Annotated in this window: 12 protein-coding genes; 2 read left to right on the forward strand and 10 right to left on the reverse strand. The window is 37.2% G+C overall.

Going from position 1 to position 20,637, the window contains the following annotated elements; genetic code table 11:
• Positions 1-312: 312 nt before the first annotated feature.
• From CQ046_RS21635 to CQ046_RS21680, 10 genes are all read right to left on the reverse strand, one after another.
• A complete protein-coding gene (locus CQ046_RS21635; RefSeq protein WP_105704261.1) occupies positions 313-882 on the reverse strand; it encodes a hypothetical protein in 570 nt (189 codons plus the stop codon).
• A 9-nt stretch (positions 883-891) separates the two neighbouring features.
• Complete coding sequence (locus CQ046_RS21640) at positions 892-1,374, reverse strand: hypothetical protein (RefSeq protein WP_228407017.1); 483 nt, start codon at positions 1,372-1,374, stop codon at positions 892-894.
• A gap of 38 nt (positions 1,375-1,412) precedes the next feature.
• Complete coding sequence (locus CQ046_RS21645; protein WP_228407018.1) at positions 1,413-4,058, reverse strand: hypothetical protein; 2,646 nt, start codon at positions 4,056-4,058, stop codon at positions 1,413-1,415.
• A gap of 94 nt (positions 4,059-4,152) precedes the next feature.
• Entirely contained in the window at positions 4,153-4,953 is an 801-nt protein-coding gene (locus tag CQ046_RS21650; RefSeq protein ID WP_105704285.1) for a WxL protein host-binding domain-containing protein, read from the reverse strand.
• A gap of 104 nt (positions 4,954-5,057) precedes the next feature.
• Positions 5,058-5,636 (reverse strand): hypothetical protein, encoded by a 579-nt coding sequence (locus tag CQ046_RS21655; protein WP_105704264.1) that lies wholly within the window; start codon positions 5,634-5,636, stop codon positions 5,058-5,060.
• A gap of 187 nt (positions 5,637-5,823) precedes the next feature.
• Positions 5,824-8,169, reverse strand: coding sequence for a phosphocholine-specific phospholipase C (locus CQ046_RS21660; protein ID WP_105704265.1), 2,346 nt, complete (start codon positions 8,167-8,169; stop codon positions 5,824-5,826).
• An 82-nt stretch (positions 8,170-8,251) separates the two neighbouring features.
• Positions 8,252-9,763, reverse strand: coding sequence for a SusD/RagB family nutrient-binding outer membrane lipoprotein (locus CQ046_RS21665; protein WP_228407019.1), 1,512 nt, complete (start codon positions 9,761-9,763; stop codon positions 8,252-8,254).
• Positions 9,764-9,783: 20 nt separating this feature from the next.
• Positions 9,784-12,924: a SusC/RagA family TonB-linked outer membrane protein gene (locus CQ046_RS21670; protein WP_123906667.1), complete on the reverse strand. Its 3,141-nt coding sequence runs from the start codon at positions 12,922-12,924 to the stop codon at positions 9,784-9,786.
• A 308-nt stretch (positions 12,925-13,232) separates the two neighbouring features.
• Positions 13,233-14,837, reverse strand: coding sequence for a hypothetical protein (locus CQ046_RS21675; RefSeq protein ID WP_228407020.1), 1,605 nt, complete (start codon positions 14,835-14,837; stop codon positions 13,233-13,235).
• Positions 14,838-14,986: 149 nt separating this feature from the next.
• On the reverse strand, positions 14,987-15,775 hold the full coding sequence (locus CQ046_RS21680; RefSeq protein ID WP_105704267.1) for an SDR family oxidoreductase: 789 nt from the start codon (positions 15,773-15,775) through the stop codon (positions 14,987-14,989).
• Positions 15,776-16,170: 395 nt separating this feature from the next.
• Between CQ046_RS21680 and CQ046_RS21685 the strand changes: the two genes are divergently transcribed.
• Together CQ046_RS21685 and CQ046_RS21690 are read left to right on the forward strand one after the other, a co-directional pair.
• Positions 16,171-19,059: a SusC/RagA family TonB-linked outer membrane protein gene (locus tag CQ046_RS21685; RefSeq protein WP_105704268.1), complete on the forward strand. Its 2,889-nt coding sequence runs from the start codon at positions 16,171-16,173 to the stop codon at positions 19,057-19,059.
• Positions 19,060-19,085: 26 nt separating this feature from the next.
• Positions 19,086-20,594 (forward strand): RagB/SusD family nutrient uptake outer membrane protein, encoded by a 1,509-nt coding sequence (locus CQ046_RS21690; RefSeq protein ID WP_105704269.1) that lies wholly within the window; start codon positions 19,086-19,088, stop codon positions 20,592-20,594.
• Positions 20,595-20,637: the final 43 nt, after the last annotated feature.

Genomic DNA, 20,637 nt, shown 5'->3' on the forward strand with positions numbered 1-20,637 from the left:
TACAATAGCAGAAATATAATTCATCGTAATTAAGATGCTTCATGAACTATGTTCGTAAACCTTTAGTTTATGCTCAGAATGACACTGCTAATACTAAGTGCTAAAAAAAGCCTTAGACATTTTACTGTCATTTAGCATCTAAAACTATCATCAATAAGCCTGGATTCCTACGAAATGACAAATGGAAATGAAAATCCATCGCTAACCATCTATTCTATAGGAATCAGGATTTTAAAACTCCTAATAGCTCTCCATTACTAACCCAAAAACTCGCAACTCATAACCCGAAACTCTATAACCTGAATCCCGGATTCAATTCGGGCCTATTGTGAAAACAATTTGGGTAGCATAAGTTGTTGCGGGAATGGTTACAGAAACGCCACTTATTTGAACTTGTCCATTAATACCTGAGAACGTTACACTGTTCCCCAGTCCTAAAATTCCGGAAAAATTGATGGTAAAGAATGCGGTAGCCACGGCTTGTGGTATTTCCACATAAGTAGTTCCTCCATTGATGGTTGCAGTACAACCAAGGCAGAGTCCACTGATATTCGTTGTTCCGCCACTTCTTTTAGTATAGAGATGCAGATTACTATTCCATGTAGTTGGGGTATGATGTACGCTTATTCTTGCGGCCCCACTTGTAAGAAGATTTAGAAATGATCCGGGTAATGTTCCGGATAGAGTATATAAATTGGTAGCACTCTCATAAGTTCCGGCATAGTTTGTTCCTGCTTCGGTGATGGCAGGTACACTTACAGTCCAGTTACTGCCGCCTACATTTATTGTTTGCCCTTTCATATAGTTAGTGACAATAACAAGAATAAAGCATATATATATCTTAAAATAGATTTCTTTGAAAAAGTGGGTGTTGATTTTCATTTTTCAATTTTATTCTGTGATGGTGTAGGTAATGACGACAGCTGTATTAGCCTGTGCAACTAAATTAGCATAAGTATTGGTAGTTAATGAAACAGTAAGCAGATGGCCGTTACTTAAACCATTTCCTGTATATGCACCTCCAATTCCACTGATAATAGTAGTGGCAGTAGTAGATAGGGAAATGATCCCTGCGGAAGTTCCCAATGTCCCTCCTCCAGCTCCGGTAGCCGCTGCGGCCTGTACTCTTATATTAACTCCTGCGATGACTTTATTCACAGACGCTGTAATTCTTCTGGTAAGACCTCCGGGAGCAATAGCAGAAGTATAATTGATCCATTTAGAGGTATTGGGTGTGGGATTGCCAATAGCATTCCCAGCTTCTGTAGGAGCGGTAAAATTGAGTGAAAAACTTCCTGTAGGCTCAATATCCATTAAAGTGACAACAGGCAGTGTCATTGTTACATTGGTCTGGGAGTAAAATAATCCCGACAAAACAAAAAATGTTATTAACAAAAGGGAACGGATCAAAATCATTTCTTCTTTTTTATTTCATTATATCCCACTTTTAAGGATTCCTGCTGGTATTTTATTTCTATCTGCTGCTTAACAACATTGATGCTTATTTTTTTTGTTTCCGAAGGCTGTAGCGTAAACTGAAATTTATCGTTGGAAACCTTGTAGCGTTTATCAAGACCATTACGGTAAACTTTTACGATCCAGTCTCCGGGTCTGAGGTAGGTGAAATCAAAATCCTCTCCTATAAAACAGATTTTTCGGTACGTTTGATCTTTACTGGTCGCTTCTATAATAATACTTTCCTTTTTCTTTTTTTGAACTAAAGGTTCAGGAAGTCCCGGTTGATTTTTATTTTCTGTTTCCAGAAATTGAATATGCCCCTTAACATTGGCCGCAGTAGTTAATCCGAAATTAAAAATATTTTCTTTGTTGCTGAGAGAAAGTGTGGCAGGAAAGGTTAACGTAGAAATATCATTGATATCTGTCGTTGAGCGGTCTATTTCCAGGAAATAATTTCCAGGGATCACATTTTTGAATACATAATTCCCCTCTTTATCGGTGACTGAAAGATAGCTGCCCAGCATTAATCTTATTCCTTCAGTCTTTTTGATCCCAAGGTTACTAACGTTTCCGGATAAAGAAATATATTCTGCTGTTTTCTGTACCGGAACGTTAGGACGCCAGGTATACCGCATGGAAAATATAAAATCTTTGTCTCCAATTTCTCCTCTCTGTAAAGAATATCTTCCGGAGAGGTCCAGTTCATTTCCGGGAAATAGCTGTTGATGAAAGAGAAGTTCAAACAAATTTCTGTCTTTAAAATATTCTTCAGGCATATAATTGTTCTGATAAAAAATACTTAAAGAAGTTTTATCCGAGAACCTGCTGTATATTCTTGCTCCGTAGTAAAGCTGTTTCTGATTCTGCAGCTGGTATCTTGAGCTGATAGCATAACTTCCGAATACATTAAAAGATGTTCTGAATTTTTGAAATGAAAGATTAGCGGAATAGAAGGTTGAATTACCACTAAATCCTAGCAGATAATTGTTTGTCTTTCCAAACTGTCCTTCTAAGTTTACCTGAAACATTCCGATCTTCTGATCTATGCTCACTTTGAAAAAACGCTCATAATAATCAAACTGTTTGGGTTCCAGACGATCCTGGTATTTCTGATAGCCATTATTAAGGATAATAGAGCCATTGGATAGATATTTATACTGTAATCCATACTGGAAATACTGTCTGTACGGAGCAGCTAAAAACAGAGTGTCTCTCTGAAAATTTTTAACATCCTGAGTATAATTGACAAAAGCACCTAGTTTTTTTGAAATTTTGTAATAAACACTTCCATTAAAGGTATTGGTGTTGGTGAAATATCCGGCAAATTCTGGGCTTGCTTTTACATACATTAAACTTCCGTTGAATTTTTCAAAAGTAGCATCAGCCTGAAGCATATAAGCTGTTCCATCGGTCTGTTTTGTAGTACTGTATGCCACTTCTCCGGAGAGATTGATGTTTCCGGATATTTTGAATTTTCCCTTTGCATAAGGAAGGTGTGCATCAGAATCCAGTCTTACGTCACTATATCTGGTTTCTCCTTTTCTTGGTGTTTTATAAAGATATCCGATAGAAATTTCTGACTGTTTCCTGATTTTAAAGGTGGAATAGAAATTAAACTCATCTTTTATATCTCTGAAAAACCTTGGATGATTATAGAAACCTCCAATGCTCACTTTATTAAAATCATACCGGATTTCTGCACCGCGGCCGTATCTTGCAAATTCCGTTAAGTAGGATGAAGAGTAGGTTTTATCACCCAGATGAATGAAAAAATCATCACGTTTATAGTTTAAAAAATATTCTTCATATTGAGTAAATGAATTAAGCTCTACAGGATTGTGTGTAACTGCCCGAAATTCGACTTGGTTTTTATTATCTTTATCAAGTGTCCCTTTCCCATAGATTTCCCCCTGAAAACCGTCATTGTAAACGCCCATATTCTTCATTCCGATAAAAGATAACGAAACGGCAACAGGAAGCCTGTGATAAATGTCATTTTCTGAGGGTTTTATGGAGATTACCTGAGTGCTTATGTAAACACTTTGATTTTCCTTACTGTGACCTTTTGAATACACCGAAAGATTAAGGTTTTGAAATTCATTTTGGCTCAGTTCAGGATTTGTTACTTTGTGGATTGTGATTATTTTTGACTCATTGGGTTCTAATACTAATGAAAAATCACCATCAATAACTGCATTTTTACTTTCCAAAAAAATGTCTTCCGTTATATTGCCATTATTTTTTAAAAGAAAGGTAGCTCTGATCGTTTCTCCAGCCCTTACAAATTCTGGTGAATCCAGAGCTGTGACAGAAAGATTTCTGCTTCCTGAAACGTTTATTTTGGATGTTTTTGTGAAGGATATTCCGTTGCTGCGATCGGTAATATTCAATGTTACGGAATAATTACCCTGTCCTGTTTCTGCTGCTATACGCAAGGGTACCAGATAAACCGAAGTTTCATGGGGGGCAATCTGAAACTCTCCTTTTGCTAAAATGGGGGTAATAGATGGAGTTGATGTGGTGGCTGAAATCTCATACGTTTTGTTTTCAGCTGAATTATTTTCTAATGTAAAAGGGATAGAAGTAGACATTCCCGGCATTAGACTATCTTTTTTACTGATCAATCGGTTGGATTGATGTTGAGAAAAAATAAATACCGGGAATAATGATATAATAATAAATAAAGTCCAAGTTCTAATCATTTTTTACTTCTAATTCCACATTGAGTGCAAATGCATTCTCCTCTTCATCCGTAGCTATAATGGTGGCTTTGTATTTGTCTGGTGGTACTTTACTGATATCAATGTAAAATGTCTTTGAGGTTTCAGGTAACAGCCCCATTGTTAAACTTGAATAAGTTCCTACTTTTTCACCTGTTTTACGGTTATAGATTTCAATAGTTGTTGTGGGTTTACAGTAAAGATTACCATTATTGGCTATTGCAATCTTCGCGGTTTGTTTTCCCTCCTGCTTTTCTACTTTTACGCTTTCAAACTTAAGATTAGGTTTTGCCTTTTCTGTTTCAAAATCGGTAATAACCTGAATAGCATATCGTATCACAGAAGTGATGCTCACTCCAGGTTTACCGTCGCTGGGTTTTATTTCCTCTACCGGCTCTACAATGATGACACTCCAATAGCTTCCCGGATCTATGGTTTGATTGGGAATGGTTATTTCATAAAATACCTCTGTCTTTTCTTTACCTTTCAACGTAACCAGATTGGTATTAAGTTTTATCCACTCTCCGTTGGTACGTTTATTGGTACGTACTGCTGTGTAATTGATGGTTCCATCAGCATGATAATCAAAATCCTGTAAAAATAATTTTACACTCTGAGGGTTACTGCTCGTGTTTTCAATGGAAACTTTTCCTTTGTAAACCTTCCCGTTTTCTATTTTATAAGAATGCGTAAGCCCGTTGAGAATCACAATGCCGGCATGTAAAAAGCTGAACTGCAAAATCAGGGTGATCAAAAGAAGAATACGCTTTATCATCATGTAAAGTTGGGTGTTAAATCATTAATAATACAAAACCAGGAAGAAACTGAATGACAACTTCTTCTTGCTTTTGAAATACGAATTAAGAATTTATTTAAATTCTAATTGTCTGATATCGTATAAGTAACGGTAGCTGCTACTGTGGCTGTTGCCTGCAAATCTGCGTACGCTGCTACCCCTCCAGGACCACTTCCGGCAGCAAGGGCATAGGTAAGATTGTGTCCGTTGTTGGCGCCATTTCCTGTATAAGCACTTCCGATACCTGAAATAATCGTCTGGCCGGCAGCACTTAAAGTCAATAGACCTGCGGATGTTCCTAATGTACCAGCTCCAGATCCAGTAGCTGCAGCAGCAGTTACATGAAGATCAACTCCAGGGATGATAGCATTCATGACTACACTTACATTACGGGTAGGATCTGCAACAGATTTGATGGAAGAATAATTAAGCCATAATGTAGTGTTGGCCGCAGCTGGAATAATAGGATTCCCCGCTTCTGTAGGCGCTGTAAATCCAAGAGTAATATTTTTCGTGGCAGCTGGTTCAATATCTACCAACGCAACTTCGGGAATAGAAATAGTGACTGTATGATTGTCTGTATTGGTATCCTGCGCGCTCAGGTTCCCGGACAGAGCAAACGCAAATAAAGACATTGCAATAGTTAAATTTAAATTTTTCATGAGGCTGATAATTAGTTGAGTGAATATAACAAAAATCAGTATAATTTGAAAAAAATATATTATAATTTTTATATTAATACATATTTCAATTATGTAATGCATTATATGTGAAATATTCTTTAACAGAATAAGTCAAAAAAATCCTGCACAAAAATGTACAGGATTTTATTAGTATTATAAGCGTTTTCTATGCCCAGTGCGGATCAGAAACAGACACTTTTCCGGTCTCTATTCTTCCTGCAAAATGCCATAGATGATCATTAAGCGTTAATTTCAAATCATACCAACCTTTATTTTTATCAAGATCAATGATGATTTTTTCTTCAGGCTTTTGTACTGCAATTGTCTTTTTAGTCTTTCCGTAAAGATCTTCCAGCTGTAGGGAAACAGTATTCTTTTTATGGTTTCTGACAGTCAGCTCAATCTGACTTTTTGAAGCCAAATTCACCAAAATTACCTCCAATTCCGGGGTATTCTGGCCTTTAAATTTCCTAAAAAAGCCATTGGGACCGAAAATTTCGTAATCATAAGCTTCGGATTGTACAGGATGGGATAGTTCCTGCTTTGCATAAAGCGCGTATGAAAAATGGTAATTATTACTATCAAATTGGGTTCTGTTATACACTAAAAGTGGAACTCCATTTTCTTTTAAATTCACCATTTTGATATGTTCACCTTCCAAATTGACATGGAAATGATAAGGAAGCGGATTTGATGGTTTTAAACCTCTCTCCTGAATGTCAAGTAAGTTCTCTTGAAGTTCATTTTCAGAATACCATTTCAGATTGGGAACAGGTTTATTTTTAGCGGCATTAATAGTTTTAGCATAATCTTTCTGATCCAGATAATCCATCTGTGGAGCTTTTACACTGGAAGAATTGAATGCAGAAGTAAGATCTCCGCACACCGCTCTTCTCCAGTCGCTGATATTATCCACATGTACATTCTTTTTGAATTTCTTCATAATGAATTTCTCCAGAAACTGAAGCACAGAAGTATGATCTGATACTTCGGAATTTACAAAACCTCCTTTTGTCCATGGTGAAGCAATGATCATTGGTACTCTATAGCCTAATCCAACAGTTCCTTCTACTTTTTCATAACTTTTTAAAGAAGGATTGCTCATGTATTCCTGAGATTTATCCACATATTCTACTCCTTCTTTTCCGTTCATATCAACAGGCTGGCTCGGGTTCACCGGTGGAGCGAATGGTAGTACGTGATCGAAATATCCGTCGTTTTCATCGTAATTGATGATGAAGATTGTCTTTTTCCATGTTTCAGGATCTTTGGTAAGAATATTTAAGACTTCAGAAATATACCATGCTCCATACCAAGGTGATCCCGGATGATCAGAAAAATGTTCGGGAGCTACAAGCCATGAAACCAGCGGCAATTTTTTCTCTTCTACATCTTTACGGAACTGGAACAATACATCACCTTCCGGAACAACCAGTCTTTCGCCGTTTTCATCTTTTCCGATTTCCAGTTTCCAATAATCAGGATCATTGGAATTGGTAGTAAAAGCTTTTTCATGAATGTTTTTTTCTTCTTTTGAAAGTTTGGAATAATTATCCGGATGATACTTTATCTGGTCTTCCTGAACTTCAGCCAGCATTGCTTCCAGCCTTTCCTTCTGATTAGGGGTCTTTTCAATTTCCTGCTTCAGGTAAGCAATGATATTGGGAATATTCTGATAATATCCTTTTGAAAACTTAACGTTGAATTTTGCAAACCATTCAATCGGGTTATCGGTGAAATTACTTAGCCAGGCTTCCTGTTCTCCGGACATTCCTTTTTGAAGACTGATTTCATTCTGATAAATTTTCCACGAAACATTCTGCTGTTCTAAAATTTCCGGGAAACTTTTCCATTTTGCCTGTTTCGCTTTATCATAATCAATATTTTCATTCACAACATTGGCTTTTACTTTTCCGTTTTGCTGCTCTCTCAATGTTCCGGACCAAAGGAAAAGTCTGTTCGGAGTAGTTCCGGTAAGTGAAGAGCAGAAATACTGATCAAATATGGTAAAAGCGTCTGCCAGCTGATAATAGAACGGTAGGTCTTCACGATTATAATAACCCAGTGTAAGCGGAATATTTTTGTAATCTTTATTTCCTGAAGCTTTCGCCTGAAGCCATTGGTCAAATTTACCTTTGTTCAGTGCTTTCTGTTGATCAGCCCATGAATGGGGCAGTGAGCTCATCCATGTTGATTTGGTATTTCTCAGATCCAGACGGGCAGGAGATGCATATTTTCCCTCATCATTCTTTTGAAAGAAAACAGAATGACCATCCTGTTTTACAAAGGCTCTTTTATCCAAAAAACCTCTTACTCCTTTAAGAGCACCAAAAGCGTGGTCAAATGAACGATTCTCCTGCATCAGGATTACTACATGTTCTGCATCATAAAATGTAGACTGTGCAGTCGGATCAATGGCTAAAGCTTTTAAAATGGATGGATGAAGAACACTTGAAGTTCCTAATCCAGCTAGTAATAGACTTGATTTTTCTAAAAATTCTCTTCTGTTCATGTTCAATCGTAATAAGAAAGAAACCGCAAGTTAATAGGATTTTCCTGCGATTTCTTTGTTTTATATAAAAATAATCAGATTTCTATTGTAACCACCAAGGTTTGGAGTTGATATTGTCATTTCCTCCATACTGAGCAGCCAAAGCAGCTTTTAAATTGTTGCTGTTATAGCTGTATTCCGATTGCGGATATCTGAACCTGAAAGGCGCTGCTACTCCTGCTTTTAGAGGATAGTTTGGATATCCCGTTCTCAGATAATCATAATAAGAGGTCCACTGCGCTTGGTGAAACATCGTCATGTACTTTTGAGTCATGATTTTTTCAAGCTGTGTCTGAAGGGGATCTGCATTGTTGTAAACTACCAAAGGCGTTGTCAGATATTGGTTCACATCAAACCCTGAGAAATATTGTCCCGAATTTTTTACATAGGTTTGATAAAAATTGAAACTGGCTTTAACGGCATTGTCATAATGCGTTTTTGCCGACCCGGAAATCCAGCCTCTTGCTGTAGCTTCAGCCAAAATAAATTCAAGTTCTGAGTAACTTAACACAGAAGCAGGCTCATTAGTAGGATCTTTATAGAAACGGTCGTTTACCTTAGAAATATTTTTTGCCGTGATCAGTGCAGCGTTGTCAGAATAAGGTGAGATAGGGTTTCCTCCGTTGTATCCCGTGTAATCTGTGATGGCTTTTCCTGCTTCTTTCGCTCCTGTAGTTTGTGCTGCAAAAGTGAACAAACGTGGATCATGTCTGTCTTTGAATAGATTAATAAAATAATCTGCCATATACAAACTGGAGCCATATCCACTGTTGTTAAACATCGTATATCTGCTGTCTGCAGCATCAGCAAATTTAAGCTCACCATTGTCTGCAATAGAAGTCATAAGAGACTGGCTTCCTGCAATAGCAGCAAATTCTGTAGCAATATTATAATTTCCTACGGTTGTCTTTTTAGAAAGCGTGATTAAAACCTTCAGACGGAAAGAATTGATCAGTTTTTTCCATTTCATAGCATCTCCGTTGTACACAATGTCGCCTTCAATTTTATCATTGGTATTGATAAGATCATTGGCTTCTTTTAATTCTGATAAAATTCCGGACATGATGGCTTCCTGGGTATCATATTTAGGCTGTGTAATTCCGGATTCTCCTTTTGCCGCTTCAGAATAAGGAGCACTTCCTACTTTTAAACTGATATTGAAAAAATGATAGGCTCTCAGAAATTTACCAATGGCAGCATAGTTTTTATTGTTGATTTTTTCCGCTTCCTGCATCATTTTTCCGGTATTCAGAAGTCCTTTTGTATAGACTTCAAAAGAGGCATCATTCCATTTCATATACTGGTATGAATTTTCACCATCAGTACCAATCATCATTCTTGAAGCGTACATATTATCACCGTTTACCTGAAATGTATATTTTTCCACATAAGTAAGAAGGAGTTTAGGATCAATGCTTGCCTGATCATTAGGATTTTCATTGATCTTATCAAGGTTGGATTCACATGAAGCCAGTGTCAGAAGTCCGGCAGCAAACATACTCTTCATTAATCCTTTCGCTGTTTTTCCTTTTGCTTTGTTTATATTATTTTTCATTGTTTCGACGTACTTTTTAGTTAAAACTTAAGATTAAAACCGATTCCGAACCATCTGCTGGAAGGATCCTGAATATCATTCTCTGTTTTTGCCTGGAAATCAGGGTCAGAATAAAGATTCTTTGATTTTTTCCACATCGCCAGATTATAAGCAGAAATATTGGCGGTGAAACCTTTTACCATTCCTTTCGGATTCAATAATGAAGAGAAATCGTATTCCAGAACTACAGATCTAAGTTTCACGAAAGTTCTGTCGAAAACGTTGGCAAACTCTTCACTCTCATCCTGCGTTACTCTTGCCTGGTATGGATAATTCTGTGCCCAGTCCTGGAAACTGATGGCTTTAGTGTGTGGGGTATACTGACCTGTTGCCGGATTATAATTAACCCCATCCGGTACAAAATAGTACGTTCCTGGATTGGCGTACTCAAGATCCCTGTAAGCTACAGAATTTGGATGTTTTCCTCCCCACCACATTTTTTCCACTACCTGCGATCTCATTACTCCACCGATGCTTCCGTCAATTCCGATATTTAAAGTAAATTTCTTGTATTTGAAGGTGTTGTTGAAACCGAAAGTCCAATCCGGATTGAAATGTCCCAGATTGCTTGGTGCATTGGCTCTTGTCGGCATTCCTGTGTTGGCATCCAGAATGACTTTTCCGTCCGGAGATTTTTGCCATGTATAATCATAATAACTGTCCATTCTTTCGCCCAGCTTAATGTTTTTGTAGTTCGGCATATTGTCATAAATGGAAGTCAGCTTTTGTTCGTAAGTACTCCAGTTGATCAAGGTTTTCCAGCTGAAATCAGCAGTTTTTACCGGAACTAAGCCAAGAGAAACTTCAAAACCTTTCGTAGTATATTCATTTCCGTTTACATATTGTGAAGTGAAACCAGAGGATTCAGCAGCAGGGAACTGAAGAATATTATTATAATCTAATGTTCTGAAATAAGTAGCGTCTAAGGTAATTCTGTTATTCAGGAAACCTGCGCTTAACCCTAATTCATAAGATTTTGTCTGTTCCGGTTTCAAAGAATTTTCCACATTCAGAGTGGTTGGATAATAATACGTAGGGTTTCCGTTGAAAGTAATTCCCTGGTTATTCAGATAATAATTTCTGATAGAGTAAGGCTGGAAGTCATACGCTACTTTTGCCCATGAAGCAGACAATTTCAGCATATTGATAGACTCCGGCAATTTTACAAGGTTTGAAATAACTGCACTGATGGATGCAGAAGGATAGAAGTAAGACCTGTTGGCCTTAGGCAGCGTAGAAGACCAGTCGTTACGTCCTGAAATATTGATGAAGAAAGCATTGTACAAACCAATATCAATCGTAGAATAAGCACTGTAAATCAGCTTTTCTTTCAGATAGGAATAATTTTTCAGTGCTCCGATAGAGTTTTCAAAGGAGTAGACTTCAGGAATTTTCAATCCATCTGTTGATCTCTCATTATTGTTGTTTTTATAATAGAAAGCTGAACCTCCGGCATTGATAGTAAAATCAAAATTTTCGGATATTTTTTTCTTATAAGTAGCAAGGACATCGTAGTTGAGATTCCAGGTTTTATTGTCTTTTAAAATATAACCTCCACTTCTTGGCGCACTATAATTGAAGTAAGAATAAGGACTCAATACTTCCGTTTTGCTGTGGTTTTCCACAAGAGATATTTTCCCTTTTACCGAAAGATCCTGGGTAGCTTTATATTCTAAACCTGTCTGTGCATTGATGATATTGGTTCTGTTCTGATTTTTATAATATTCAGCTCCGAACCAAGGGTTGTTGTACCATGCATAGTTCCAGTTGGCCTGTGCTGTTCCTTCTCTTCCCGGAATCCACATGTGGTTTTTCAGGGCTTTTCCATCTACATCGCCTCCCATCCAGATCAAAATAGTGTACATGTGTCCGCTTGGATTGTAATCGTAGTTTGGAATATTAGGTGTAAAAGCCTGGTTGAAATTAAATTTTGTATCAAAGATTAATTTATCTCCAAGATGATTTTCAGAAGAGAAGTTGATTCCATATTTCTGAAGATAAGAATTTGGAACTCTGTCATCATAGTTCATGAAGTTTCCGGAGAATCGATATATATCTTTATTATCTCTGTAGCTGATCGCAAAATTATTATTATTGATCACTGCAGGCTTTAAGAAAGTACTTAAGTTATCATGGTATTTCCAGTCGATCGGAACTCTTTCGTATCTTGATTTATCATCATATTGAGTTCCAGTTACAGCGCCGTACCATGGCACTACCTGTCCTGTTACTTTATCTCTGATCGGGCTATTCCATTGGGCAATCTGTAAACCGGGAACAAATTTTGGCCCCCAGATCATATCTCCGTCATTCACTCCGCCATCGGCTCCGTCCCAGAATTCATATTTTCCGTGTGAACCGTTTCCGTATTCAGTCTGGGTTTTCGGAAGATTGGTAAACCCTCCGGTGATCATGGTATTCTGAGAAAACTCTACGGAAAAGCCTTTCTTTTTAGCATTTTTGGTGGTGATCAAAACAGCTCCGTAACGACCTCTTGAACCATATAAAGCCGAAGCAGTAGCACCTTTCAATACATTGATGTTTTCAATATTGTTAGGATCCAAATTCTGGAAAACCTCTCTTTCCACAATCACACCATCAATAACAAAAACCAGGTTGGAGTTTCCTCTCAGAGTAAACTGCGGAGCCTGTTGCATTCCCGTAGGATTGGAAACATTCAGTCCAGCTACCTGTCCTGAGAATAAATTTCCAATACTTGGTGTGGTGATGGTTTCAAACTGTTTCGTTCCCACTTCCTGAGTAGAATACCCGATTTTTTCTTTCTTCTTGGCAATACCCAAAGCAGTGATGACAACGCCTTCAATCTGCTTTTCGTTTGGCTTTTTTAAAACAATGGAGTACTGTTTTTTTGAAGAAACCTCAACGGTATAAACAGAAAAATCAGGAGCAAAAAACTCAAGAATATCTTTGGGATTTGCAGAAATAGTGAAATTACCATTTTCGTCTGTAATAGCAGTCTTTCCTGTGTTTTTGTCGGTGATGTTCACACCGGAAACACTAGAACCGTTTTCAGATTTTACATTTCCTGTAATATTGATTTCCTGAGCAGAAAAATAAAGGGGAAGTAAAAAAACGGCAAAAGTGGCTAGAGTCTTCTTCATTTTTTTGAAGGCAAATTTAGCAGAGCACTGTTACCAGTATTTTAATGAAGTATTAAAATAAAAATACGATTTTAATATTTTTTAACAAGAAGAATTAATAGAAAGGTAAAATGGAAAATATCCTTTGTATAGGGACTTTTGCTTTATTATATAGATATTAATATAAGGTAGGAAGCTGGGAGAGGGTTGCTAGAGGTTGTTATCGTGTTATAAGATTAATGTGATGCCTTTTTATAGAAATACTAGGATATAGTGAAACCGAGACCTCAATAACTTTCAGCATCCAGCTTCTTTCTTCCTTTCTTTTTTTAAAACCTACTTAGAATTCCCCAGTGGATCTTAATATCATTAAACTTAAAAGGATTTCCGAATTCGTTACCATTAGACAGCTGGAAACTCATCAAACCGATAGGTATGAAGAAATTGAAACCGAGTCCGACACTATAAAGCTTAGGCTTCACCTGTAAAGATTTATTATTGAGCTGTCCATATTGCCCGAAGAAATCGAAAAATGCCTGATTACCGATAAGATAACGGTATTCCAGGCTTCCATAATAATAAAAGTCAGCGAGAAGCGAGTTTTCATTGAATCCCCGCATGGAATTCCAACCTCCGAAACGGTATAATTCATTGGTAGAGAATGCTATTTTAGAATCCATCATAGCCCCTTCTCCTTTAATATTCAAAAAGTGATTTCCTGAAATATGATAATTGTGTTCTCCGAAGAAATAAAACTGATTTTGATTAGCTTTGATATTGTCTTTGGAATAGGTGGTTGTTAAAAAGTCATATCCGGCATTGATCCTTGTCTTATAAAGGAAAAGATCAATATCAGTAGGTTCCACCATTTCAAACCATACCCCAATTCCTTTCTTGTTATAGTCCTTTCCCTGCGTGTAGAGCTCATCTATAATTGTTGACGTTTCCAAAGTTCCTCTGATACCTATTTTATTTCGGTTGTTGATATGGTAATAAAAAGCAGGCAGGAATTTTACATTGGCAAACGTAGAATCCTGTCGGTAGATATTTACTTTGGTATCCATTCCGACGTTCGATTTGAACAGGTATGGAATATCCACACGAAGATCAAAAGTCTGTCCCTTATCCGGGTTTCTCTGCCAGTATAAATTGACCGTTTCAAAACCATTGAACATATTCCTGAAATTGACATTCATCGTTCCGTTTAATGTAAATTTGGAAGTTTTATCATTTCCGAAACCGATTACCCCGTCAAAGGTATTTGTCTTTTTCTTTTCCAGAAAGAGGTAGATACTCGTGGAGTCTTTTGTGAATAAAGATTGTGGCTGCCGTTCAAGGGTCAGAAAAGGATGGCTCTGAAAGGTTTTATTGATGGCTAAAAGGTTTTTATCATCATAGTTTTTGCCTTTAAATTCCTTTTCAAGGTTTTTGATGAATCTCCTGGGAACTTTTTCGTATCCTTTTACAACAAAGCCGTCGATCGTTCTTTTATCATTCTTATTGATGTCCAGTTCTACAATCGGATAGCCGTTTTTCTGTCCTTTATATTTAGATTTGATTCTGCTGAAAGAATAGCCTTCATCAATATAAGTCTTGTTGATACTTTTCTTGGTGGAATCTAAATTTTTAGTGAAAAAATCTTTCTGAATTTTCAGTTTCTGAACCAGAGAATCTGTAAGGTTAACATAGGTTTCATTGAAATTTTTACCTTTATCATAGAAAATTTCGGTGCTGTCCCCCTTTATTTTTACATCTTTCAATTTCGTGAAGAAATAATTATTCTGGGCCAATGAGTCCAGAAACTTTACTGCAGAAGTGGAATCTTTTACCTTTTTCCTGATTTTGGTTTCTGAATCAATCAGCCAATACTGTTTCTTCTGCGCTTGGGTAAAAACGCAGAACAGTACAAAAAATATTTTCAGAAACAGTTTCAATCCCAAATGTATCTACACCAGACAAGTGATGAAATTAAGCGTAATTATGATAAAACTTAAAGCGAAGCTTATCTTAATAATTCTTTACAACTTAATTCTTCTTAATGGTTTAAAATTTTATTATCAAATAGTTTTCAATAGAACTGAAACTAATCCAGTTTATTATATTTCTTCATCAAATTCTCATAAGTTCCCTGTGGAAGAATCCATTTCAAAGGAACCCCGATTTTCTGCCCGAATTTACCAAAATAATAATGAGCTTTCCATTTATTTTTTGATAAAAGTTTTTCAATGTATTCAGCCACTTCCAATGGATCTGTTCCGTCATTCACATGAGAATTCATCAGCGCATATACTTTATCAAAAACATTTTTATAAGGCTTGGAAACCTTTGCAATGACTCTGTTGTCTGCTATATTGGTTTTAATATCTCCAAGATGCAGCGAGCATACGTCAATATTCCATGGGTATACTTCGTATCTCATCGCTTCCGTTACTTTATCCAATGCCGATTTTGAAGCGGAGTAAAATCCACGGAAAGGCAGCCCCATTTCACTTCCGATACTTGAAACATTGATAATCTTTCCAAATTTGTGCTCACGCATATTGGGAAGTACAGCACTCATCATCTGTACAGGCCCGGCAAGATTGAGGCTGAAAAGTTTCAGAATATCCTCTTTGGTAGAATCTTCTACGGCACCTACCATTCCCATTCCGGCATTGTTGATCAGAACGTCAATTTTGGGTTCTGTTTTTAAAACCTCAGCAATAGCATTCTGAACAGCGGTATTATCTGTTACATCAGTAGGTATAGATTTGAAATACTGACTTTCTGTATGCTTTCGGCTTAGTCCATATACTTTATGTCCTTTTTTACCAAAATATTCGGCCAATGCAAACCCGATTCCTGATGAGGTTCCTGTAATAATGATGGTCATTGAATTCGTATGATTTTTAATGTTTTATTTTCCTTCTGATGCTAATAAGACGTTTTTAAAGGTCTGTGTTCAAAAGTAAAATCTATTTTCAACAAATGTAAAAAAAGAAAAATGAACTCAGTTATTTATTATTCCTGAAATAATTTTAATGATTTCTTCATCTATTGTCTCTGATTGATGTTAAACTTAAAATAAAGTTAACCTCAATTCTGTACATAATATCAATGGAATGATTACTTTTAATTACTTATATTGTTGAATTTCAGTTGTTTAATTTTGTTTTGTGGTAGGTGGTACTTGTAAAAAGCTAAAATTTCTTAATAAAAACATAAGAAAACCTTAATGAGTGGTGGGAGCAGGCTGTTCTAATTTTGCACCTAATCAAAAAGGATATCATGAATGTATTTAAAATCCCTGTCTCTGTAACGTATTTAACGGGAAGGGTATTACTTATTGGTGCAATATCAGCTTCACCGATGTTCCTCGCTCAGAAAAAAGACAGCTTAAAAGAAAAATCCATCGACGAGATTGTTGTGGTTGGATACGGAACACAGAAAAAAAGTAAAGTTTCCGGGGCTGTTTCGGAGGCTTCACTGGATAAGCTTACTTCCAGATCTCTGTCTGGGGTAGGAGAAGTGCTTCAGGGTAAAGCTCCCGGAGTAACTGTAGTGAACGAAGGTGGAGATCCTAATGGAGCACCGAAGGTAAATATTCGTGGTCTGGGAGGAATTAACGGAGAAACTCCCCTTTATGTAGTAGATGGGGTGGTTTTCAATGGAACGCCTTCTATTAATCCCAACGATATTCAGGATATTTCTGTACTTAAAGATGCTTCTGCGGCTATTTATGGAGCAAGATCTTCAGGAGGGGTTATTCTTATTACCACTAAAAAAGGGAAAAAAGGAAATCTTACTGTAGATTTTGATGTTAAGTATGGTTTAAATGAGGCATGGAGGCTGAAAGAATCTCTGAATGCAGCAGAATTCCAGGATGTGATGTACAAGGCCTATGAAAATGCAGGTAAACTGGGAAGCTTACCAATAGCTTTTAATCCTACTCAATATCCGGATGGTAGAATCACCAGAACAGACTGGATGAAAGAAATTTTCAGAACAGGAACAATCCAGGAATATAATATTAACCTAAGCGGAGGAAGTGAGAAATCCAGATATTTTGTGGGAATGAACCATAGAAGTTTGGAAGGGATCTTACTGAATACTCAGGCAAAACGATACAATTTCAGAGTCAATTCTGAACATAAAGTAAAAGATTGGCTGACGATCGGAGAAAATATGTATTATAATTACTCTGATGGAAACACAGCCGATACCAAGAGTGGATATACAGGAGCTTTGGTAGCAGCCATGTATTATCCGCCCAATGTTCCGGTATATACTCCTAACGGTGCATTTTCAGGACTTCCAATTGATGTGGCAGGAGGTTATGGAGATATGATCAACCCGGTAGCTTATCTTCAAAGAATCAGTATCAGAAATCCTACCCACGAAATTTTAATTAATCCTTATGCTGAAATTACACTGGCAAAAAATTTAAAATTCCGTTCCAATTTTTCACAGACTTTTAAACTGGGAGATGTAAAGAACTTTACGTACAGAGTGTTGGAAGTCGGGAAAATTTTTGATACCAATAATTTAGAATACCAGTCCAATAATTCATCTACAGCACTTGCAGAGCAGTTGTTGACGTATAAAATTTCAGCGGGACAGCATAATTTTGATTTCCTTGGAGGTTTTACCTTCCAGAAAACCATTGATGATGGGTTTGTGGCAAAATCGTATGACTTCAGAAGTGAAGCTGAGGTTTTCCAACACCTTCAGAATGCTGCAGATACCAATAAAGATGTTTCCAGTTACAGATTCAAACAGTCTTTGGTTTCTTATCTGGCGAGAGTAAACTATGATTATGCCGGGAAATATATCGTTAGCTTATTGGGAAGACGTGATGGTTCTTCACTCGTAGCAAAACAAAACAGATTTGCGAATTACTATGCGGTTTCTGGTGCTTGGGTAGTTTCGAAAGAAAATTTCATGCAGGATATTTCATGGTTGTCAAGCTTAAAACTAAGAGGAAGTTATGGTATTCTGGGTAACCTTGGAGGAATTTCACCACAGGCTGTGAATCCGTTAATGACCAGAGACAATAATGTTATTTTCGGTCAGGATCCTTCACAGAATATTGCTTACTATGCAACTACACGACCGAATCCGGATCTGAAATGGGGGAAATCTGAGCAGACCAACTTCGGGGTGGATGTTTCATTTCTTCACAACAGCCTTTCCTTACAGTTCGATTACTTTGTAAAGAATTCTAAAGATCAGATTTTCAATGTAAGCTTACCAAGTACGGCAACGTATAATAATCAGTATGTAAATGCCGGATTATTCCAGGATAAAGGTTTTGAATTAGGAATCAATTACAACAAAGTGATTTCATATGATTTTACTTTCTCAGTAGGAGCTACGATGAGTCAACTAAAAAATACAGTGAAGCAGCTTGCCAATGTAGATGAGATCTTTATCAATGATAATGGAGTAAGAGGAGTATTGAAACCAACACGAGTGAAAGTAGGTGATCCTCTGTATTCTTTCTATGGTTATAAGACGGGCGGGATTTTCCAGACTCAGGAAGAAATCAATAATTATAAGGATGCCAACGGAAATCTTATCCAGCCGAATGCTAAGCCGGGAGATATCAAATTCCTGAAAAAAGAAGGAAATACGGGAGTGCTTAATAATAATGACTTCGTTAATCTTGGAAGCCCATATCCTAAGTTCTCTTACGGATTTTCTTACAACATGACCTGGAAAAACTTTGACCTGAATTTATTCTTCCAGGGAGTTTACGGAAATAAAATATTCAATGGGATGAAGTTTATTTCTTTGAACCCGGGTGGAACAGGACAAAATTACAATATGGACAGAGATATCCTGAATGCATGGACTCCTCAGAATACCAATACTGATATTCCAAGACTGGTACACGGTGATCCAAGTGGTAATTATTCTAAAGTGTCTGATTTCTATGTGGAAGACGGATCTTATTTAAGACTGAAGAACCTTACCATTGGTTACTCATTACCGAAAGAATTGTACAGAAAGCTGGATGTAAATAAAGTGAGAATCTATATGACTTCCAACAACCTGTTTACGATTACGAAATATACAGGATTTGATCCTGAAGTAGGAATGAATTCTTACGGAGTAGACACCGGAAGATATCCTCAGGCACGTTCATTCATCTTTGGGGTGGAGATCGGATTATAATTTTTTAACCAACAAAAAGTAAAAAAATGAAATTTTTCAATAAAATATTGTTAGTATCAGGGCTATCTGTTATGCTTCTGTCATGTACGGGAGAGCTGGATGTTCAGCCGGAAGGAACCCCTACAGAAGCCAGTTTCTGGAAAACCGAAAATGACCTTATTACCGGAGCCAATGCAATGTATAAACCTTTGTTTGATGGAGAATTTTACGGAAGAGGATTGTTCTGGTTTATCAATGCTAGTGATGATATGGTAACCGGAAGAGCGAAAAGTGAAGCCGATAATGCCAAAAATTTCAGCAGCAATTACATTGCAGCAGGAGATCTTGAAACTCAATGGAACAAAAGATATAATGTAATCGGAGTGGCCAACCGTGTCATCCGTAATGTTGATAATATTCAGACTTCATCGGCGATTAAAAATAAATATCTTGGAGAAGCTTTGTTCATGAGCAGCAGAATGTATTTTGAATTAGCTTACTCTTACGGAAATGAAAAAGCCGGAATTCCCATTATTGACCGTTCAAAAGATCCGGATCCCAATCCAATTCCAAGAGCTGCCAATGTAATGGAAAACTACACTTACATTGTGAACGACCTGAAAAGAGCTGCAGAATTATTACCTACACAGGCAGAACTTCCTGCAAAAGATTATGGAAGACCTCATAAAGCGGCAGCTTGGGCATTGTTAGCAAAAGTATATCTGTTTATGAAAGACTGGAAAAATGCAGAATTCTGGGCTAATGAAGTAATGACCAAAGGAAACAGAGCTTTGTTGGGAAATTTTGCTGATGTTTTTAAAGCAGATAACAACTATAGTTCAGAATACATTTGGTCTATTCCGGGAACACCTAAGTTTACAGCATGGGGAAGTATTCTTCCAGGGGTAATGCTTGAAAATAAAGGATGGGGAGAATATAATGGATGGGGATATTTCCAACCAACTAAAGAGCTTTTTGATGAATACGAAACCGGAGACCTTAGAAGAAGTGCTACTATTCTGAAAACTGGAGATCAATTTACGTTTAATGGAAAGGTAAGAACATATGCTTCTACCAATTCTCTTACCGGATATCAGTTCAATAAATATATGGATGCCTTCAAATATCAGCTGAACAGTGGTCACGTGAGTGCCAACGGAGATTATCCATGTACAGATCTTGCCGTTCCAATCATGCGTTATGCTGAGGTGATTCTTATCAAAGCAGAAGCCTTACTGATGCAGGGGAAATCTGCAGATCAGGAAATCAATATGATCAGAGTGCGTGCAGGTTTAACCGCAAAAAACGGATGTACAATGGCAGATCTGAAACATGAAAGACGTTGTGAACTGGCAGGTGAATGGGCAGACAGACACAGAGACCTTGTACGCTGGGGAGATGCGCAGGCGGCTTATGCGAAGCCTCTGCACGGAATCAATGGACAGGTAGTGTGGGCAGCAAGAAACTTTAATCCGGCTATACATAATGTTTGGGCAGTTCCACAGGCTGAAATCGTAAACAGTCACGGGATCATTAAACAAAATGAAGGCTGGTAACATTTTAATCTTTTATATAAGCCACTATATCATTGCAGAAGTT

The organism is Chryseobacterium sp. MYb7, assembly GCF_002979455.1.
Lineage (GTDB): Bacteria > Bacteroidota > Bacteroidia > Flavobacteriales > Weeksellaceae > Chryseobacterium.

What these genes read in the sequence shown, in the direction of transcription:
- CQ046_RS21685 (WP_105704268.1), top strand. Translation starts at nt 16,171, where the DNA reads ATGAATGTATTTAAAATCCCTGTCTCTGTAACGTATTTAACGGGAAGG.
- CQ046_RS21680 (WP_105704267.1), bottom strand. Translation starts at nt 15,775, where the DNA reads ATGACCATCATTATTACAGGAACCTCATCAGGAATCGGGTTTGCATTG.
- CQ046_RS21645 (WP_228407018.1), bottom strand. Translation starts at nt 4,058, where the DNA reads ATGCCGGGAATGTCTACTTCTATCCCTTTTACATTAGAAAATAATTCA.
- CQ046_RS21635 (WP_105704261.1), bottom strand. Translation starts at nt 882, where the DNA reads ATGAAAATCAACACCCACTTTTTCAAAGAAATCTATTTTAAGATATAT.
- CQ046_RS21670 (WP_123906667.1), bottom strand. Translation starts at nt 12,924, where the DNA reads ATGAAGAAGACTCTAGCCACTTTTGCCGTTTTTTTACTTCCCCTTTAT.
- CQ046_RS21650 (WP_105704285.1), bottom strand. Translation starts at nt 4,953, where the DNA reads ATGATAAAGCGTATTCTTCTTTTGATCACCCTGATTTTGCAGTTCAGC.
- CQ046_RS21690 (WP_105704269.1), top strand. Translation starts at nt 19,086, where the DNA reads ATGAAATTTTTCAATAAAATATTGTTAGTATCAGGGCTATCTGTTATG.
- CQ046_RS21665 (WP_228407019.1), bottom strand. Translation starts at nt 9,763, where the DNA reads ATGAAAAATAATATAAACAAAGCAAAAGGAAAAACAGCGAAAGGATTA.
- CQ046_RS21660 (WP_105704265.1), bottom strand. Translation starts at nt 8,169, where the DNA reads ATGAACAGAAGAGAATTTTTAGAAAAATCAAGTCTATTACTAGCTGGA.
- CQ046_RS21655 (WP_105704264.1), bottom strand. Translation starts at nt 5,636, where the DNA reads ATGAAAAATTTAAATTTAACTATTGCAATGTCTTTATTTGCGTTTGCT.